This window comes from Rhizobium brockwellii (assembly GCF_000769405.2).
GTDB lineage: Bacteria > Pseudomonadota > Alphaproteobacteria > Rhizobiales > Rhizobiaceae > Rhizobium > Rhizobium brockwellii.
In genome coordinates this window covers 1,334,589-1,352,490 of the sequence record NZ_CP053439.1, presented here as the reverse complement: position 1 = coordinate 1,352,490, position 17,902 = coordinate 1,334,589, and the positions used below count along the sequence as shown (strand labels likewise).

General features: G+C 61.1%; 18 protein-coding genes, 3 tRNA genes and 1 riboswitch. Of the genes, 5 read left to right on the top strand and 16 right to left on the bottom strand.

Features of this window, described 5'->3' with window-relative positions; all coding sequences use genetic code 11:
• Nucleotides 1-3: 3 nt before the first annotated feature.
• The 11 genes from nuoG to RLCC275e_RS06790 form a co-directional block, all read right to left on the bottom strand.
• Complete coding sequence (nuoG, locus tag RLCC275e_RS06840; RefSeq protein ID WP_033180332.1) at nt 4-2,085, bottom strand: NADH-quinone oxidoreductase subunit NuoG; 2,082 nt, start codon at nt 2,083-2,085, stop codon at nt 4-6.
• A 218-nt stretch (nt 2,086-2,303) separates the two neighbouring features.
• Nucleotides 2,304-2,984, bottom strand: coding sequence for a helix-hairpin-helix domain-containing protein (locus tag RLCC275e_RS06835; protein WP_033180333.1), 681 nt, complete (start codon nt 2,982-2,984; stop codon nt 2,304-2,306).
• Between the two features lie 2 nt (nt 2,985-2,986).
• Nucleotides 2,987-4,291, bottom strand: a complete 1,305-nt coding sequence (gene nuoF / locus RLCC275e_RS06830) for an NADH-quinone oxidoreductase subunit NuoF (RefSeq protein WP_003547378.1) — start codon at nt 4,289-4,291, stop codon at nt 2,987-2,989.
• A 10-nt stretch (nt 4,292-4,301) separates the two neighbouring features.
• The gene (locus RLCC275e_RS06825) at nt 4,302-5,468 is read right to left on the bottom strand and encodes an NADH-quinone oxidoreductase subunit E (protein ID WP_033180334.1); all 1,167 of its coding nucleotides are present in this window, start codon (nt 5,466-5,468) and stop codon (nt 4,302-4,304) included.
• Between the two features lie 16 nt (nt 5,469-5,484).
• On the bottom strand, nt 5,485-5,757 hold the full coding sequence (locus RLCC275e_RS06820) for a hypothetical protein (RefSeq protein WP_012756961.1): 273 nt from the start codon (nt 5,755-5,757) through the stop codon (nt 5,485-5,487).
• The gene (locus tag RLCC275e_RS06815; protein WP_003547372.1) at nt 5,757-6,947 is read right to left on the bottom strand and encodes an NADH-quinone oxidoreductase subunit D; all 1,191 of its coding nucleotides are present in this window, start codon (nt 6,945-6,947) and stop codon (nt 5,757-5,759) included. Before RLCC275e_RS06815 ends, RLCC275e_RS06820 begins: the two co-directional genes overlap by 1 nt.
• A gap of 65 nt (nt 6,948-7,012) precedes the next feature.
• On the bottom strand, nt 7,013-7,615 hold the full coding sequence (locus tag RLCC275e_RS06810) for an NADH-quinone oxidoreductase subunit C (protein WP_027665364.1): 603 nt from the start codon (nt 7,613-7,615) through the stop codon (nt 7,013-7,015).
• A 19-nt stretch (nt 7,616-7,634) separates the two neighbouring features.
• Entirely contained in the window at nt 7,635-8,219 is a 585-nt protein-coding gene (locus RLCC275e_RS06805; protein ID WP_003547368.1) for a NuoB/complex I 20 kDa subunit family protein, read from the bottom strand.
• Entirely contained in the window at nt 8,210-8,575 is a 366-nt protein-coding gene (locus tag RLCC275e_RS06800) for an NADH-quinone oxidoreductase subunit A (RefSeq protein WP_010055493.1), read from the bottom strand. The genes RLCC275e_RS06805 and RLCC275e_RS06800 overlap by 10 nt, the downstream gene beginning before the upstream one ends.
• A 246-nt stretch (nt 8,576-8,821) precedes the next feature.
• A tRNA-Asp gene (locus RLCC275e_RS06795) sits at nt 8,822-8,898 on the bottom strand.
• Nucleotides 8,899-8,982: 84 nt separating this feature from the next.
• A tRNA-Asp gene (locus tag RLCC275e_RS06790) sits at nt 8,983-9,059 on the bottom strand.
• A gap of 404 nt (nt 9,060-9,463) precedes the next feature.
• On the opposite strand from RLCC275e_RS06790, the gene RLCC275e_RS06785 reads away from it, so the two are divergent.
• From RLCC275e_RS06785 to RLCC275e_RS06775, 3 genes are all read left to right on the top strand, one after another.
• Nucleotides 9,464-9,539, top strand: a tRNA-Val gene (locus tag RLCC275e_RS06785).
• A gap of 101 nt (nt 9,540-9,640) precedes the next feature.
• The gene (locus RLCC275e_RS06780) at nt 9,641-10,039 is read left to right on the top strand and encodes a hypothetical protein (RefSeq protein WP_033180335.1); all 399 of its coding nucleotides are present in this window, start codon (nt 9,641-9,643) and stop codon (nt 10,037-10,039) included.
• A 477-nt stretch (nt 10,040-10,516) separates the two neighbouring features.
• The gene (locus tag RLCC275e_RS06775) at nt 10,517-10,729 is read left to right on the top strand and encodes a hypothetical protein (protein ID WP_033180336.1); all 213 of its coding nucleotides are present in this window, start codon (nt 10,517-10,519) and stop codon (nt 10,727-10,729) included.
• A gap of 111 nt (nt 10,730-10,840) precedes the next feature.
• On the opposite strand, the gene RLCC275e_RS06770 is transcribed toward RLCC275e_RS06775, so the two are convergent.
• Complete coding sequence (locus RLCC275e_RS06770; protein ID WP_033180678.1) at nt 10,841-11,389, bottom strand: glutathione peroxidase; 549 nt, start codon at nt 11,387-11,389, stop codon at nt 10,841-10,843.
• A gap of 132 nt (nt 11,390-11,521) precedes the next feature.
• On the bottom strand, nt 11,522-11,875 hold the full coding sequence (locus RLCC275e_RS06765; RefSeq protein ID WP_033180337.1) for a hypothetical protein: 354 nt from the start codon (nt 11,873-11,875) through the stop codon (nt 11,522-11,524).
• A gap of 168 nt (nt 11,876-12,043) precedes the next feature.
• On the opposite strand from RLCC275e_RS06765, the gene RLCC275e_RS06760 reads away from it, so the two are divergent.
• Complete coding sequence (locus RLCC275e_RS06760) at nt 12,044-12,649, top strand: class I SAM-dependent methyltransferase (RefSeq protein WP_033180338.1); 606 nt, start codon at nt 12,044-12,046, stop codon at nt 12,647-12,649.
• A 5-nt stretch (nt 12,650-12,654) separates the two neighbouring features.
• Here the strand turns inward: RLCC275e_RS06760 and RLCC275e_RS06755 are convergent, their stop codons facing one another.
• Complete coding sequence (locus RLCC275e_RS06755) at nt 12,655-13,056, bottom strand: (R)-mandelonitrile lyase (RefSeq protein ID WP_171816899.1); 402 nt, start codon at nt 13,054-13,056, stop codon at nt 12,655-12,657.
• A gap of 237 nt (nt 13,057-13,293) precedes the next feature.
• Between RLCC275e_RS06755 and RLCC275e_RS06750 the strand changes: the two genes are divergently transcribed.
• On the top strand, nt 13,294-14,280 hold the full coding sequence (locus RLCC275e_RS06750; protein ID WP_033180340.1) for an aldo/keto reductase: 987 nt from the start codon (nt 13,294-13,296) through the stop codon (nt 14,278-14,280).
• Between the two features lie 84 nt (nt 14,281-14,364).
• Here the strand turns inward: RLCC275e_RS06750 and RLCC275e_RS06745 are convergent, their stop codons facing one another.
• Together RLCC275e_RS06745 and ribN are read right to left on the bottom strand one after the other, a co-directional pair.
• Nucleotides 14,365-16,575, bottom strand: coding sequence for an esterase-like activity of phytase family protein (locus RLCC275e_RS06745; protein ID WP_171816900.1), 2,211 nt, complete (start codon nt 16,573-16,575; stop codon nt 14,365-14,367).
• An 83-nt stretch (nt 16,576-16,658) separates the two neighbouring features.
• A complete protein-coding gene (gene ribN, locus RLCC275e_RS06740; protein ID WP_033180341.1) occupies nt 16,659-17,567 on the bottom strand; it encodes a riboflavin transporter RibN in 909 nt (302 codons plus the stop codon).
• An 84-nt stretch (nt 17,568-17,651) separates the two neighbouring features.
• Nucleotides 17,652-17,806, bottom strand: a riboswitch (FMN riboswitch).
• Between the last annotated feature and the right edge of the window lie 96 nt (nt 17,807-17,902).

The following is a 17,902-nucleotide window of genomic DNA, read 5'->3' as shown; positions in this document are numbered from 1 at the left end:
CCCTTACTCTGCCGCGACTTTGAAGTTGTTGCGGGCCAATGCCGAGCACTCCGCCATGACAGCCGAGGCACGCGCTATCGGGTTCGTCAAATAGAAGTCTTTCACCGGCGACGCAAACCCGGATTTGTTCATCTTGCCGGCTTTTTTCGCTACTGCGGCAATTTGGGCGCTATCGGTTTCAGCGATCTCGTCGATGGCAGCGAAATGCGGGAAAGCGGCATAGAGCCGGACACGCAATTCACTGAGCGAATCGAAGGGAAGCTTCTTGCCGAGCACGTCGGAAAGGGCACGGATGATCGCCCAGTCCTCGCGGGCATCACCCGGCGCAAAACCTGCTCGGTTGCCCATCTGGACGCGGCCTTCGGTGTTGACCCAGGTGCCGGACTTTTCGGTATAGGCTGCGGCCGGCAGGATGACGTCGGCATGGTGCGCGCCGTTGTCGCCATGCGAGCCGATATAGACGGTGAGCTTGGCCTTCTTGGCGGTGAAGTCGAGTTCGTCGGCGCCGAGCAGGAAGAGCACGTCCATCGCGGTCAGCATCTCGGCGGCATTGACGCCCTTGGCGCCCGGCACGAAGCCGAGGTCGAGGCCGCCGACACGCGAGGCCGCGGTGTGGAGGACGGCAAAGCCGTTCCAGCCGTCGGCGACCGCACCGACCGAACCGGCAAGCTTGGCAGCACTGGCGAGAACGCCGGCGCCGTCGGTGCGCGACAGCGCGCCCTGGCCGATGATGATCATCGGCTTGGCGGCATTCTTCAGCACGTCCGCGAAGGCGTGGGTGCCGTCGACCAGATCCTTCAGCGTGTCGGGACCGCCGCCGAGGTAATCATAGCTGTAGCGCAGTTCAGCACGCTCGCCGATGACGCCGATCGGGAACTTGCCGCGGCGCCAGCGCTTGCGGATGCGGGCGTTGAGGATGGCTGCCTCGAAGCGCGGATTGGCGCCGATGATCAACAGCGCGTCGGCCTGGTCGATGCCCGAGATCGTCGGGTTGAACAGGTAGCTAGAACGGCCGAGCGACGGATCGAGTGCCGCCCCATCCTGGCGACAGTCGAGATTGACCGACCCTAGCGACTTCACCAGTTCAGAGAGTGCAAACATTTCCTCGACGGAAGCGAGGTCGCCTGATATCGCGCCTATCTTGTCGCCCGAGGTGGTGCCGACGGCGGCCTTGATGGCGCCGAAGGCTTCGGCCCAGGTGGCGGGCTGCAGGCGGCCGTCGCGGCGAACATAGGGCCGGTCGAGGCGCTGGGTCTTCAGGCCGTCCCAGATGAAGCGGCTCTTGTCGGAAATCCACTCCTCGTTGATCGCCTCATTGACGCGCGGCAGGATGCGCATGACTTCGCGGCCACGGGTGTCGACGCGGATCGCCGAACCGACGGCATCCATGACGTCGATCGATTCGGTCTTGTTCAATTCCCACGGACGCGCGGTGAAGGCGAAGGGCTTCGAGGTCAGCGCGCCGACCGGGCAAAGGTCGACGACGTTGCCCTGCAATTCTGAGGTCATCGCCTGTTCGAGATAGGTGGTGATCTCGGCATCCTCGCCGCGGCCGATCAGGCCGAGTTCGGAAATGCCGGCGACCTCGGTGGTGAAGCGGACGCAGCGCGTGCAGTGGATGCAGCGGTTCATCACCGTCTTGACGAGCGGGCCGATATACTTGTCCTCGACGGCACGCTTGTCCTCCTGATAGCGCGAGGTGTCGATGCCGAAGGCCATCGCCTGGTCCTGCAGGTCGCATTCGCCGCCCTGGTCGCAGATCGGGCAATCGAGCGGATGGTTGATCAGCAGAAATTCCATCACGCCTTCGCGGGCCTTCTTGACCATGGGCGTGTTGGTGAAGACCTCGGGCAGTTCGCCGTTCGGGCCGCCGCGGATGTCGCGCACGCTCATGGCGCAGGAAGCCTGCGGCTTCGGCGGGCCGCCCTTCACCTCGACAAGGCACATGCGGCAATTGCCGGCAACCGACAGGCGCTCATGGAAGCAGAAGCGCGGAACCTCGGCACCGGCATCCTCACACGCCTGCAATAGCGTGAAATGATCCGGAACTTCGATCTCGTTGCCGTCAATCCTCAGTTTTGCCATCGTCGCTCAGTCCTGTTTCCCGTTTGCCTGATGACGGCAAACAAACCTATTTTTGCAACACTCTCATTGCCAAGCCGGATCTTTCGTCCTGCCGACATTTGATGTCGCCCAAATTCTCTGTCGCGCATTCCAGATCAGGAACCCGCACCGGCATCTTCAGGCCCCCGCCCGTCCGCCGACCTGCCCGTCTTTCCGGCCGATCGACACGGCCGGACAGTTCATTTCTTTCTGCGGCCCCGCCCTGCCAGAACTTTCGCCTGGCCGGTCCAATCGTCACGGCCGATGCGGCCGTCGAAGCCGAGTTCAGCGTCGAACCGGGCGATTTCCTCGTCGGTCCAGGCAGCGATGTCGGCGAAGCTGCGGATGCCTTTGTCGTTCAGCACCTGCTCCAGCTTCGGGCCGATGCCGGCAATCAACTTGAGATCGTCGGCCTTCCCCCGCGCAACCGTTTTTGCCTTCACCGCCGGCTTTGGCTGGCTGGCCTTCGTTTGGCTGGGTGGGATCGGCTCGCTGACCGGCCTGACGACAGTCAATGTCGGCCTTGCCTTCTTCTCAGCCGGCGGCTTGGTGAAAGCCTTGACCTCCGAGCGAATATTCTCCGGCCGGATATCGACATCGGGCTTCAGTTCGTCCGGCGGCGTGTCATCGAGGGCGGCGGCGACCTTGCCGGTCGTTTCCAGGGCGCTCTGCCAGGCACCGAAGAAAGCGCCGGCCATCTGGGTCGAGAAACCAAAGCCGATCGCCGTTGCGGCGGCAAAGGCTGCCGCGGGCTGCGCCATCAGCGGATGCACCGGCATCGCCCGTGCATTTTCCAGCATCTCGGCGGCTAGACGGCCGAAACCGGCCGCGAAATCGGCGGCGTCTTCCTTCTTCCCACTCTTGGATGCGTTGTCCGCCATGATTATTCAGCCGCCTCCAGAACCGCTCCGTGATCAAGCGCGCTCGCCGTATACTGGTCGATGCGCTTTTCGATCTCGGGACGGAAGTTACGGATCAGACCCTGCACCGGCCATGCTGCGGCATCGCCGAGCGCACAGATGGTGTGGCCTTCGATCTGCTTCGTTACCTGGAACAGCATGTCGATTTCGCGCTTCTGGGCATTGCCCTTGGCCATGCGCTCCATCACGCGCCACATCCAGCCCGTGCCTTCGCGGCAGGGCGTGCACTGGCCGCAGCTCTCATGCTTGAAGAAGGCGGAGATACGAGCGATCGCCTTGATGACGTCGGTGGACTTGTCCATGACGATCGCGGCGGCCGTACCGAAGGAAGAGCCGACGCCGCGCAGGCCGTCGAAATCCATCGGGCAATCGATGATGTCCTTGGCCGGAACGATCGGGCAGGATGCCCCGCCCGGAATGACGGCAAGCAGGTTGTCCCAGCCGCCGCGAATGCCGCCGGCATGGCGGTCGACCAGTTCGCGGAAGGTGATGCCCATTTCCTCTTCAACCGTGCACGGCTTGTTGACGTGGCCGGAGAGCATGAACAGCTTGGTGCCGACATTGTTCGGACGGCCGATGGCCGAGAACCAGCCGGCGCCGCGGCGCAGGATGGTCGGCGCAACAGCGATCGATTCGACGTTGTTGACCGTCGTCGGGCAGCCGTAGAGGCCCATATTGGCCGGGAACGGCGGCTTCAGGCGCGGCTGGCCCTTCTTGCCTTCAAGGCTTTCGAGCAGCGCGGTTTCTTCGCCGCAAATATAGGCGCCGGCGCCGTGATGGACGAAGATATCCATGTCCCAGCCGAGCTTGTTGTTCTTGCCGAGCAGGCCGTAATCATAGCATTCGTCGATCGCCGCCTGCAGCGCTTCGCGCTCGCGGATATATTCGCCGCGCACGTAGATGTAAGCCGCATTGGCGCCCATCGCGAAACTCGCGATGACGCAGCCTTCGATCAGCGTATGCGGATCGTGGCGCATGATGTCGCGGTCTTTACAGGTGCCGGGCTCGGATTCGTCGGCGTTGACGACGAGGTAATGCGGCCGGCCGTCGCTTTCCTTCGGCATGAAGGACCATTTGAGGCCGGTCGGGAAACCGGCGCCGCCACGACCGCGAAGGCCAGACGCCTTCATCTCGTTGATGATCCAGTCGCGGCCCTTTTCGAGGATCTGCTTGGTGCCGTCCCAGTGGCCGCGGCTCATCGCGCCCTTCAGGGATTTGTCCTTGAGGCCGTAGATGTTGGTAAAGATGCGGTCTTTATCTTGTAACATGCTTCACCTCTTACCGCGGCTTCTTGCCGAAGACCTTGATATATTCCGCTTCCCCGCCCTTGGCGAGCGCCTTGGCCTGCTTGACCCAGTCATCGCGCTCGATGCGGCCGCGGAAATTCAAATAGCCGTCGACCCATTCGCGTTCGGCCTTCTTCCAGCCTGCGACCTGCGCGAAGGTGAAGATGCCGATTTCGTTCAACGTCGCCTCGATCTTCGGGCCGACACCCGAGATCATCTTCAGATCATCCGGTGCGGCGGGCTTTTCGATGCCGGCCGGCCGATTTTTGTCGGTCAGAGCAGGCTTTGCCGCCGGGGCGACTTCAGCCGTGACGGCAGCTTTCGGCGCCGGTTCGGCAGCCGCAGTGCCTGATATCGGCTGCTGCTCGGCTGCCTTTGCGTTTTTCGCAGCCGCCTTCGGCGCCGTTGCCGGCGTCTTCAGGGCAGCATTGGTCTCGGCATCGGTGCTCTTCGGGCGGGCGGCCTCGGAGGGCGGAACCGGCGCGGCGTCGACTGGAGCCGATACGGTTTCGGCATCGGCCTTCTTGGAGCGGGTCCTTGCCTTCGGCTCTTCCGTCGTCAGCGAGGTCAGGCCGCCTTCGGGCGCCGAAAACACCCGGTCGATTTGGGTGCCGGGCTTGATGCTGGCGCCATTGCCGGCGGCAAAGACGTCGATGATCTCTTCAAGACGCGCGGGCGTCAGGTCTTCATAGGTGTCCTTGCCGATCATCACCATCGGGGCGTTGACGCAGGCCCCGAGACATTCGACCTCTTCCCAGGATAGCGTACCTTCGGCATTGCGCTCGAAGGCATGGGCATGGATCTTGCTCTTGCAGACCGACATCAGCGCTTCCGAGCCGCGCAGCATGCAGGGCGTCGTGCCGCAGACCTGGACATGGGCGCGGGTACCCACAGGATGCAGCTGAAACTGCGTATAGAAGGTCGCGACCTCGAGCACGCGGATATAGGCCATATCAAGCATGTCGGCGATCTTTTCGATCGCCGCGCGCGTGACCCAGCCGTCCTGCTCCTGCGCCCGCATCAACAGCGGAATGACCGCCGATTGCTGGCGGCCGGCGGGGTATTTCTGGATCGTCTTGTCCGCCCAGACCGCATTCTCATCGCTGAAGGCGAATGCGGCAGGCTGAAATTGATCTTCGGCTAATCGACGAACGGACATTCTTTCTCACGCCTTGTCAGTTTAGGGTTCCACACCGCGAAGCGGTCAAAGACTGCATTTCGCAGGCATAGGCCGACTGGTCTTTTTGCATAAACACTACGAATTTGCTGCCGTTCGGAATGGCAGCCTTGATCTGATAGCCCTTGGACAAAAGCTCACCCATGGACGATTGCTGCGCCGGCGGCGTCTCTTCCTTATGGCCGAGCGGCGTGCCGAGGCTATCGGATTCCTGAGCCGAAACCCCGGATGCCGAAAGAAGAATAACGACGGCCAGCGGCAGAAGCTGCATCAGCGATCCACCTCGCCGAAGACGATGTCGAGCGAGCCGAGGACGGCCGCGACGTCGGCAAGCTGGTGGCCGCGGCACATGAAGTCCATCGCCTGCAGATGGGCATAACCGGGGGCGCGGATCTTGCAGCGATAGGGCTTGTTGGTGCCGTCGGAGACGAGATAGACGCCGAATTCGCCCTTCGGCGCTTCGACGGCGGCATAAACCTCGCCGGCCGGCACATGATAGCCTTCGGTATAGAGCTTGAAGTGGTGGATCAGCGCTTCCATCGAGCGCTTCATCTCGCCGCGCTTCGGCGGCACGACCTTGCCGTCGATCGACGAGAAAGGACCGGTCTTCGCATCCGAGAGCAGACGGTTGACGCATTGCTTCATGATGCGGACCGATTCGCGCATCTCGATCATGCGGATCAGATAACGGTCGTAGTTGTCGCCATTCTTGCCGATCGGGATATCGAATTCGAGATCGGAATAACATTCATAGGGCTGGGCGCGACGCAGATCCCAGGCCGCACCGGAACCGCGCACCATGACGCCGGAGAAGCCCCAGGCCCAGCATTCCTCCAGCGAGACGACGCCGATATCGACGTTGCGCTGCTTGAAGATGCGGTTGCCGGTCAACAGGTTGTCGATGTCGTCAAGCGCCTTCAGGAACGGGTCGCACCAGGCGCCGATATCCTGCACGAGCTGTTCGGGCAGATCCTGGTGGACGCCGCCCGGACGGATATAAGCGGCATGCATGCGTGAGCCGCTGGCGCGCTCGTAGAACACCATCAGCTTTTCACGCTCTTCGAAGCCCCAGAGCGGCGGCGTCAGCGCGCCGACGTCCATGGCCTGCGTCGTGACGTTCAGGAGGTGCGACAGGATGCGACCGATTTCCGAATAGAGAACGCGGATCAGCTGGCCGCGAATCGGGATCTCGATGCCGAGCAGCTTTTCGACGGCCATCGCATAGGCATGTTCCTGGTTCATCGGCGCGACGTAGTCGAGGCGATCGAAATAGGGCACGGCCTGAAGATAGGTCTTGGTCTCGATCAGCTTTTCGGTGCCGCGATGCAAAAGGCCGATATGCGGATCGACCCGCTCCACAATTTCGCCGTCAAGCTCCAGGACAAGACGAAGAACGCCGTGCGCCGCCGGATGCTGCGGTCCGAAATTGATATTGAAGTTGCGGACGTTATGTTCTGTCATGGCGATGGGCTCGCGTTCTCAGATAACTAGTGAATGGCGGGCTAAGCCCACTAACCACCTTGAATTTATTGCTTCGCTTTCTCGTCGCCCGGCAGCACATACTCCGTGCCTTCCCATGGCGACATAAAGTCGAAGTTACGGAATTCCTGCTTCAGCTCGACTGGCTCGTAGACGACGCGCTTTGCCGCGTCGTCGTAGCGCACTTCAACGAAGCCGGTGGTCGGGAAATCCTTGCGCAGCGGATGACCTTCAAAGCCGTAGTCGGTCAGGATGCGGCGCAGGTCCGGATGACCGGTGAAGAGCACGCCGTACATGTCCCAGGTCTCGCGCTCGAACCAGTCGGCACCGGGATAGACGGGGCAGGCAGACGGAACCGGCGTATCTTCATCCGTTGCGACCTTGATGCGGATGCGCAGGTTCTTCTTCGGCGACAGCAGGTGGTAGACGACGTCGAAACGCAGCTCGCGCTGCGGCCAATCGACCCCGCAAATATCGATCAGGTTGACGAAACCGCATTTGGCGTCGTCGCGCAGGAAAGTCAGAAGCGCGACCAGGTTTTCACCCGTCGTCGTCAGCGTCAGTTCGCCATACTTCATCTGCGATGCGGCGATCAAGTTGCCGCGCGCTTCGCCAAGGTAGGACGCAAGCTCAGTCAGGGCTTCACTCATATTGCCTTGTCCTTAACCCTTAGCGTTCGATCGTGCCGGTACGCCGGATCTTCTTCTGCAGCAGAAGCACGCCGTAAAGCAGCGCCTCTGCCGTGGGGGGACAGCCCGGCACGTAGATGTCGATCGGCACGATGCGGTCACAGCCGCGTACCACCGAATAGGAATAGTGATAATAGCCGCCGCCATTGGCGCAGGAGCCCATCGAGATGACGTAGCGCGGCTCAGGCATCTGGTCGTAGACCTTGCGTAGAGCGGGCGCCATCTTGTTGGTGAGCGTGCCGGCGACGATCATCACGTCGGATTGGCGCGGCGAGGCGCGCGGCGCAAAGCCGAAGCGCTCGACATCATAACGCGGCATGGACAGCTGCATCATTTCGACGGCGCAGCAGGCAAGACCGAAAGTCATCCACATCAGCGAGCCGGTGCGGGCCCAGTTGATCAGCTCGTCGGTCGAAGTGACGAGGAAACCCTTGTCGGCGAGCTCATTGTTGATCTCGCCGAAAAATGGGTCGTTGCTGCCGATCGGCTTGCCGGTCGAGGGATCGATGATCCCCTTCGGCTGCTGGGCGACAAGCGGCTGATTGCTCACAGGGGCTACTCCCATTCCAGGGCTCCCTTCTTCCATTCATAGATAAAGCCGATGGTCAGCACGAGAAGGAAGACCATCATGGACCAGAAGCCGAACCAGCCGATGGCGCCGAAGGAAACGGCCCAAGGGAAGAGGAAGGCGACTTCGAGATCGAAGATGATGAAGAGAATCGACACGAGGTAGAAGCGGATGTCGAACTTCATGCGGGCGTCGTCGAAAGCGTTGAAGCCGCATTCGTAAGCCGAGAGCTTTTCCGAATCAGGCGCTTTGAAAGCCACGGCGAACGGCGCAATGAGCAGAGCCAGGCCGATGACGAGCGCAATAGCAATGAAGATAGCGATCGGAATATAAGAACTGAGCAGTTCAGTCATCATGTTCATCCCTGCTTGCCGGTGACGCCAGGCGGCGCATTTGGGCAAATGCCCGACAAGCGAACGTGCGTTGCAACAAGCCGTGGTTAGCGCAGCCGAGGCCCCGGCGCAAGACTTTTACAGAGGCAATTCGACGCGTGTCGCGCGGACATTATCAAGCAGATGCAACGATGTCGCGACAAATCCGTGCAAGCCGTTTGAACCTGCATGCCTGACCATTGGAAACTGCATGGCTTTCGGAAGAAATGGCGCGAGTGACGGGGCTCGAACCCGCGACCTCCGGCGTGACAGGCCGGCACTCTAACCGACTGAGCTACACCCGCGCATTGATCGGCCATTTTGCGGCCGCGAGAATAAAGACAACCGGACAAACGACAAATCGCATTTGCGTTTTACAAGACTTGAAATGGCGCGAGTGACGGGGCTCGAACCCGCGACCTCCGGCGTGACAGGCCGGCACTCTAACCAACTGAGCTACACCCGCAATTCATTTCAAGCAGTCCGGATGCCCTAGCACCCTCTCCAAAACGGCTGCCCGTTTCGATGAGCGGCTAACTACGGGGTTCGCCTTTTAGTGTCAAGCAGGTTTGGAGACAAAACCATGACAGTTCGCGAATTGTTTCGGCGGGTTGGGTGCCAGACGAACAAAAGCCGGCACTTCCGTCTTCCGCAGCGATGCTCAGGCGCAGACGCAGCGCCTTCGAAACAGAGATGCTCTCCACCCTCCCCTCACTTTTCCACAACCGAGCCGAACCTAAGCGGCATTGCAAGACACGGGACCACCACCAAAAAAATCAAAAAATCTTCACAAACACTCTTGCGGTTTTGCCGCGATCCGCATAGATCACGGCCACCAACGCGGCAGGCCGATCCGGCTTCGTTTGCGATGGGCGATTAGCTCAGTTGGTAGAGCGCCTCGTTTACACCGAGGATGTCGGCGGTTCGAGTCCGTCATCGCCCACCATTTCCAAACCTTCCTGCTGCTTGTTCATCAGACTTAGGCTCCCGAATTAGCTCGCTAATCCGGTCACGATCTGCGCAAGGTGTTTCGTCAGGAGACACCTCATGAAAACCGTTGCGATCATCTCTACGCTGCTTCTCGCCAGCGTGGCTGCGCCGCCGTGCATTGCCAGAGAGCCGGCGCAAGAGGTTTTCCTATCTACTGGGGACCAGACGATGACGACCTCAGGAGAAACCCCGGCGCGTGAAGCCAGGACCTATCTCCTGAAAATGCCGTCAGATCTGCCGATTAATTTGTCGGTCGATGCCGACAATTCAGCCTGCAGCCTAGAAATCAAGAAAACCAGCCAGCGCGGCGTCTTAAGCACAATCAGCCGATTCCCCGCATCTTTCAAAGACAGCGGTCAAAGCGGCGATGAATATACGTTTTCGTTTTTCCAAAACCGCGTTTCGTTTATGAGCGGCGCCCGATGCGCCTTCTCATTTTCTCTGACGCAGATGTGACCATGTGATTGGGGTGATGGGCACGCCTTGCCGTCTGGCGGGCACTCATCGCCACCATCTCATCGCTTCGCCAGTTCTGGATTCACCGCCGACACCAGCCGCGAATCGTCCGCCGCTAGATCCGACGCAAAGCGAAGCGGTGATCATTGCTAAAACCCACCCGCCGCCTATCGGTTCGTCACGACTCTCCGTGCCCGGTGCAATCGGCTGGCCGATGCTCCGCTCGGCGGCACCCCACGGTCCGAGTTGTGGGCAGGTCTGCGTTCTCCAGGTGGATTCGGCGAAACGTTCCGGCGCAGCAAGGCGTTACATCCGGCAGATGAGCGCCGTCAGAAAGCCAGCGCTCCATAAAACGGACTACTCCCAACCGCCGCGCCACCTCCTATTGGGCGAATGGATAGGGGCCGGCAAAAGTGGGAGAATTCGCCGCCCGGAAAGTCTCCGCGCTCGAAGGTTCATCACGCCTGGAGGTGTGCCATGAGGACCCTGCGCTCCGCATTGACGCTGTGCATCGCGATTGCCCTTTGCACCACAAGTGCACGGTATGTCACCCTGCCCGGATATGCATTCAAGACGCATCCGCAATGCCAGCGCCACGAAGCAAAGACGAAATTCGACAAGAGGTGCGACTGGCCCAGAGTGGGCTTCAAGGACTTTACGCCCCCGCTTGTGACCGTGCTCGGGATCTGAGGATCTTGGAACGGCACCGGATGCGCTTTCTCATTTTCTCCGACTGAGATGTGAGAGCGTGATCGGGGTAATGAGCATCCCGCTGTCCGTGGGGTGCTCATCGCCCACCATTCATCCCTTCGCCAGTTCTTTATCCACAGCGGAAACCAGCCGCGAATCGTCCGCCGTCACATCCGGCGCGAATCGGGCGGCGACTTTGCCGTCGCGGCCGATCAGGAATTTTTCGAAGTTCCAGAGGATGTCGTCCTCATCGCCGCCGGTCATGCCATGGGATTTCAGGCGTTCGCGCATCGGGCCGTCGCCCGTCGTCGCGACACCCGACTTGGTCAGCTGCCGGTAAAGCGGGTGTTGGGCCTCGCCCTTGACCGAGATCTTCGAGAAGATCGGGAAGGTGACGTCGTAGGTGCTGGTGCAGAAATCGAGAATCTCGGCGTCGGTGCCGGGCTCCTGGCCCTTGAAGTCGTTGGCGGGAAAGGCGGCGATGACGAAGCCGCGCTCGCGCTTTTCCCCATAGAGCTTTTCCAGCCCCCCATATTGGACGGTGAGCCCACATTTCGAGGCGACATTGACGACCAAGAGCACCCTGCCCTTGTATTCGTTGAGCGTGGTCTCACGACCATCCACAGTCTTGACCGGGATATCCAGCACATTGCCCGTCACGGGAACCTCCGATTTCGTAAGGATATGTTTCGCCAAGCTTAGCGATATCGCCGCTGTTGTCATCAGCGTCGGGATCAACTTGGCTTCCACAGGACGCCGGTGCGGCTTCCGGCCGCACCGGGCCTCAGCACCTCAGGCGGGAGACGTTTCCTTCACGTCGTCGAGCAAGAAGTGCACGACGAGATATTCCGTCTTGTAATGGCGGCCACTGTCCGACACGGAATCGACACTGCCGCCGTCCTTCGGGTGCCAGGGATGATAGTGGGGGTTGGTGGTGATCAGCGTGATGGCCTTGCCATCTCTTTCGCCAAGCCGGAAGCGCATCTCGGCGAGCGGCCAGATCCGCTCGTAATCCTGCATGGTGATTCGCGCCTTCAGCGCCTTGCGCTGCAGCGGCGCTTCGCCGGCCTCGGCTGGTGTTTCCAACATCACCTCCTCAGCTCCGCTGATGATGGCGTTGAATTCTTCAGGCCACATGCGTTTCATGAAATCGCTCCTCCCGAGGCTTTTTCGTCAGTTCACAGATGGAACTTAGCGGTTTGTTCGAAAGAAGCAAATTCCTGTCATGCGGTTGTCATCGGTGCCGGCTGCTCCTACCTTCCCGTCAAACCGCATCAGGGCCGCCGTCAGTCGCCCGCAATCCCGAGATCAGAGATGAAGACACGTGAAGAAAGGCAGGCGCTCCGGGCGAGCATGCCGCGCACCCCGCTCAGCGCCCACCACATGGAAAATGCCCGTCTGCTGCCGGATCGCGGCGAGCTGCTTTATCGGATTCCGAACGGCGGCATCGGCGTCGAGGTGGGAGCAGCCTTCGGCGAATATACGGCCGAGATCCTGGAAAAGAACCGACCGGCGCAGCTCTATCTCATCGATCCCTGGTCGATGGATCGCTACAGCTCCGGGCTCGACTCGATCCACACGAATTTCGCGGCCGAGATCGAGGCCGGCCGACTGCACCTGATGCAAGGCACCTCACTCGAAAAGCTTGCCGAATTCGAAGACGATTTCCTCGACTGGGCCTATATCGATACCGATCATTCCTTCGATCTCACCTGGCAGGAACTGCTGCTCTGCGAAAAGAAGGTGAAGCGGACGGGGCGCATTGCCGGGCATGATTTCTGCACCGGCAATACGGTCAAGCCGATCGTCTATGGCGTCGTCGAGGCGGTCACCAAGTTCTGCAGGGATTACGGCTGGCAATTCGAGTTTCTGACAGTCGAATCGCACGCGCATTTTTCCTATTGCCTGAAGCGGCTCTGATCAGCTCACACTTTACCGGAATATTGCTCGTCGCTGACCTTTTCCATCCAGTCGACGTGGTTGCCGTCCAGCGCCTCATGGATGGCGATATGCGTCATCGCCGTATCCGGGGCAGCACCGTGCCAATGTTTTTCGCCCGGCGAGAACCAGACGGTATCGCCGGCGCGGATCTCGCGAATGCCCCCGCCCCAGCTCTGGGCGATGCCCTTGCCTGATGTCACGATCAGCGTCTGTCCCAGCGGATGCGTATGCCAGGCCGTGCGGGCGCCAGGCTCGAAGGTGACGGAGACCGCCCTCGCCCGTGCCGGCGGCGGCGTCTCCATCAGCGGATCCTGGCGAACGGCGCCGGTGAAATAGTCGGCCGGTGGCTTCGTCGAGGGGCGAGAGCCGACGGGTTTGATCTCCATGATCTGTCCTTTTCCATCCATGCGGTTGAAGCCTTGTAGCAGAACGATATTTCATCGGAGCGACCAATCAAAGCCGGATCGACAATTGCCGCAAAGTCACCCGGCTGATAGTGCCATTGTCTTTCATCAGCGCGTCGCACCTTGCTTGAATCATGCGACGCGCTTTGGCTCTTTGTTTTTATGCATGTCGTTGTTCCCCGCACACTTCCGGGCGACATGCAGTAGGGAGGATTTTTCATGAAACACCATGCTTTTGGCCGCATGCCCTTCACCGTCACCAATGTCGGCTTCGGCGCCTGGCAGATCGGCGGCTCCTGGGGCGATATCAGCGAGGCGGACGGACGCGCGGCGCTGAATGCCGCACTCGATGCCGGCATGACATTCATCGACACGGCGGATGTCTATGGCGACGGCCGCTCGGAAAAGATCATTGCCGACGTGCTGAAGACGCGTGGCGGTGAACGGCCGATGGTCGCCACCAAGGCGGGCCGCCGTCTCAACCCGCATGTCGCCGAAGGCTACACAAAAGTTAATCTCGAAGGCTTTATCGACCGCAGCCTGACGAATCTTGCCGTCGACAGCCTCGACCTCGTGCAGCTCCACTGCCCGCCGCGCGACGTGCTTTACCAGCCGGAGGTCTTCGGGGCTCTGGACGCGCTGCAGAAGGCCGGCAAGATCAAGGGTTACGGCGTCAGCGTCGAAAAGGTCGAAGACGCGCTGAAGGCGATCGAATATCCCGGCGTCGTCAGCATCCAGATCATCTACAACATCTTCCGCCAGCGCCCCGATCACCTGTTCTTCCAGGAAGCACGCCGCAGGAATGTGGCGATCATCGCCCGTGTGCCGCTCGCAAGCGGTCTTCTCTCCGGCAAGATCACCCGGGACACGCATTTCGCCAGCGACGACCACCGCAATTTCAACCGCAACGGCGAAGCCTTCGATGTCGGCGAGACCTTTGCCGGCGTGCCCTTCGAGGTCGGCCTGCAGGCGGTGGAAGAGGTGCGCAAGCTGGTGCCCGGGGGCGCCACGATGGCCGCCTTCGCGCTCCGGTGGATCCTGATGAGCGACGCCGTCACCGTCGTCATCCCCGGCGCGCGTAACGCCGAGCAGGCCAAGGGCAATGCGGCCGCCGCCGACCTTGCGCCGCTTTCGGCCGATGTCATGGCCGCAACGCGCCAGATCTACGAGCGGCTGATCGCGCCGCATGTGCATCAGCGCTGGTAGGCGTCCAACACTCCAAAATGCAAATGGCCGGGTTTTCGCCCGGCCATTTTCATATCAGCGATCCGTCAAGGTCAGTTGGTGGGCTCAGTTGGTGCCGACGAGATCGACCGCAAAGAACAGGGTCTCGCCGGAGGAGTCGCTGACGCCGTCATTATCGGTGACCGCATAGGGCTTGCCCGATGCGTCGAAGGTGAAGCCTTCAAGCTTGTCCAGCACGTAACCGTTGGTCGCAGACTTCAGCTCACCGAGGAAGTCGTGGGCCTCGGTCTTCTTGACGACCGGCAGCTCGCCGCCGAGCTTGGCCGGCTTCAGCTCCGAAATCGCGACCTTGTAGAGCTTCTTCAGCCTGGCGGCGTCACCGACAAGGTTGTCGCGCTCGATGATGTAGACGCTGTCGCCCTGGGCGGAAATTTCCGACAGGCCGACCCAGCCGCTTTCTGTCTTGTCGAGCGGATAGCGCACAGCACCCCATTCCTTCTTCTTCGGATTATAGGAGACGAGCTTGACGAAGCCCTTCTCGTCATCGCTCCACTCACGCTGGACCGCCATCCACAGCGTTGCATCGTCGCCGGTGCCGACAATGGTCACGCCTTCGAAGCCGTAGCGGATTTCGTTGGCGACGAGCTCCTTCGGCAGGGCGATCTCGGCCTTGATGTCGCCCTTGGCATTGACGTTGTAGAGGGCGTGCGGGACAAGACGCTCGCTGTAACCTTCCGAGGCGAGCCAGAAGGAGCCGTCGGCGGCAGCCGCGATGCCTTCAATGTCGAGCTTCTGGGCCGGGGCGCCGTCACGCTTGACGACGAGGGCGTCGGTGATGACGGCCGGCTTCTTGCTGGCATCGATCGTGTAGATCGTCGGCTGCGAACCCAGAACGCTGTCGCTGACGGCGTAGAGCATGCCCGGCTTGCCTGGAACGGCGGCGAGACCCGAAAGGGCTGCAAAGCCGATCGGATTACCGTCCTTCTCGGCGGAAACGATCTGCGGATAGGCCTTTTCGCCTTCCGAGCGCTCGTAGATCATCACATGCGAGCGCGCGCCGCCATCCTTGCCGAGGTCGAGCTCGTTGGCGGTCGCAAAGAGATTGCGGGCGGGAATGGCGATCGCGCCTTCCGGCGAAATGCCTGATGGCAGCAGCTGGACGAGTTCGGGATCGGCGCCGGTATCCTTGAAAACGCCGACGACCGAGGCGCGCTCGGCGAGCAGGAAGAAATACTTGTCGTCGCCGAACTTGGCGGCTTCGAGGCCTTCCGGCTCGACGCCCTTCGATCCCGAGCGGCTTTCCGGATAGTGGCCGATATGGGCGACGGCGCGTTCGAAGGATGCGCCCGATTCGTAGAGAAGCTTACCCGTCTTGTCGAAGATGGTGAAGCCGCGCGAGCCGCCCTGGTAGTCGCCTTCATTGGCGACGACCAGGCGGTTGTCGTCCAGCCACTTCACGGCGTCCGGTTCGCGCAGCACGCCCTTGGCTTCGCCTGAGAATTTCAGGGCGCCGTCACGCTTGGTGTCGATACCCATGAGATCGACGCTGCCGGCGGAGAAATGCGTCTTCACTTCAGCCGTGTTGGCGTCGATGATGACGATCTCATTGTTTTCCTGCAGTGTCAGGGCAATCTCGTTCAGGCCGTTGAAGGCGACGAATTCAGGCTCCGGATCTTCAGGGGCGACGCCGGCAAGCCCGGTCAGCGCCACATGCTTGATAGTGCCGCAATCGACGGTGCCGTTCTTGACCTGGAAGACGACGAGGTCGCCGACCGGCATTTGTGGGATCTTGCCGTCATTGACGTCTTCGTCGCGCTCGTTTTCGATTGCGATGGCGCCGATCGTCTTGTCCTTGTTGAGGGCGATCGAATCCGGCTGGCCGCCGAGATCGCAGCTGTTCTCGATCTTCTTGGTCGCCACGTCGACGATCGCCAGACGACCCGAGGGCTTCGCCTTGCTTTCGGAGGTGTTGACGGCAACGAGCGCCTTGCCGGCGCTCGAGGTGACTGATGTCGGCTCGCCGTCCATCATCACCGCGCCGCCGGCCTTCGGAGCCTTGGCATCAGTAATGTCGATGAAGCCGATCGCGCCGAGCGGGCTGTCGCTATAGATCAGCGTGTTGCCGTCGTCGGTCGCGGTGATGATTTCGGCGGAGCTCACCGAAAGCTTGTCCTTATCAACAGGCAGGTTCTCTGCGACCGGGAAGGACGCGATGCGGTTGAAAACCGGCTCGGCCGCAGCCGGAAAGGCGACGGACGCGAGAAGCACGGCAGCGAGCGCTGCCTTGCGCGATGAAATTGTCATGAAGTCCCCCATGTGTCGAACATTCGAAACATGAGTTTTCTGCGCGAGCGGCATGACAGAGGCATGACAGATTCGGCATTTTGCGCCAGATCATGTCAGGCTGGTTTGCGCTCCCGGCGCATCTCGTTTCGCATGATGAACAGCGAAGCAGACAGGATGAGAGCCGCTCCCAACCACAGGTAACCCGCCGGCGCATAACCAAAGAACAGCCAACCGGCCAGCACGTTCAACGGCAGCTTCAGATCGTCGAACGGCTGGACGTAGGCGGCATCCGCTGCGGCATAGGCAAGCGTCAGGAAATACTGCGCTGCAGCGGTCAGCAGCCCCGCCAGCAGGAACAGGGCAAGGGTTGCACCCGTCGGCACTGCAAAACCTGCCGCGAGCGCCAGCCCGCCATTTATCGGCGTCAGCAGAACGAGCAGCCAGACGGTGATCGTCTCCGGTCGTTCGATGCCCGTCAGGCTCTTGGTGATCAGCGACGAGGCGCCCCACAGCAGCGCCGAAAGCACAGGCAAGAGAGCCGCCCAGCCAAAACCATCAGACCATGGCTGCAAAATGATCATCGCTCCGGTGAAGCCCGCCGCCGTCGCAGCCCAGCGGGCCGGGCCGACGCGCTCACCGAGGAAAAGCCGGGCGCCCAGAATGATGAAGAAGGGCGAGGTCATCACCAGTGCGATCGCCTGCCAGATCGGCACCGCGGCAAGGCCGGCGACCCAAGCCTCGACGCCGAGCGCGGCAAGCGCGACGCGCGCGAGGTGACGCCAGGGATAGTGCGTGCGCATCGCCGCAATGCCGAGCCTCTTCAGGAACGGCAGCGAAAACAGGAAGGCGAAGCCATATTGCCAGAAGGCTGCCGACGCCGAGGGAAAGGCAAGCTTCATCGTCAGCCATTGGGTGACGACGTTGAGAAGCGAAAAGGCAATGCCGGCAAGGACCATCCAGATGGCACCGACAACGGCGCGGGACGGCTCGACGGCAAGGGAAGTCTGATTCATGTCTTTCATCCATAACAGGGACCAACATAAATCAGGACGCATGAGGCACGGACACGAGCGACACGGCGGACCCCGCCCTTCGCACGACCGAACACTCATTCTCTTCCATCCGGACTTTAACCGTCGGCTCCGGAATCACACCGGATCTGCTGACCCCTCCTCCGCATCGGCGCGAAAGAAGGCGCTCGCGGGCTCAGGCCGAAACCCTTACCGCCGGTGGGGAGTTTCACCCCGCCCTGAGAACAGAACTGTCGTAGATCAAAGCCCCGGCGACGGCAAGATCCGCCTAAACAAAAGGGGTTCGGCAAAGCCGAACCCCTCTCAAATCCTGCACAGCCGGTCTC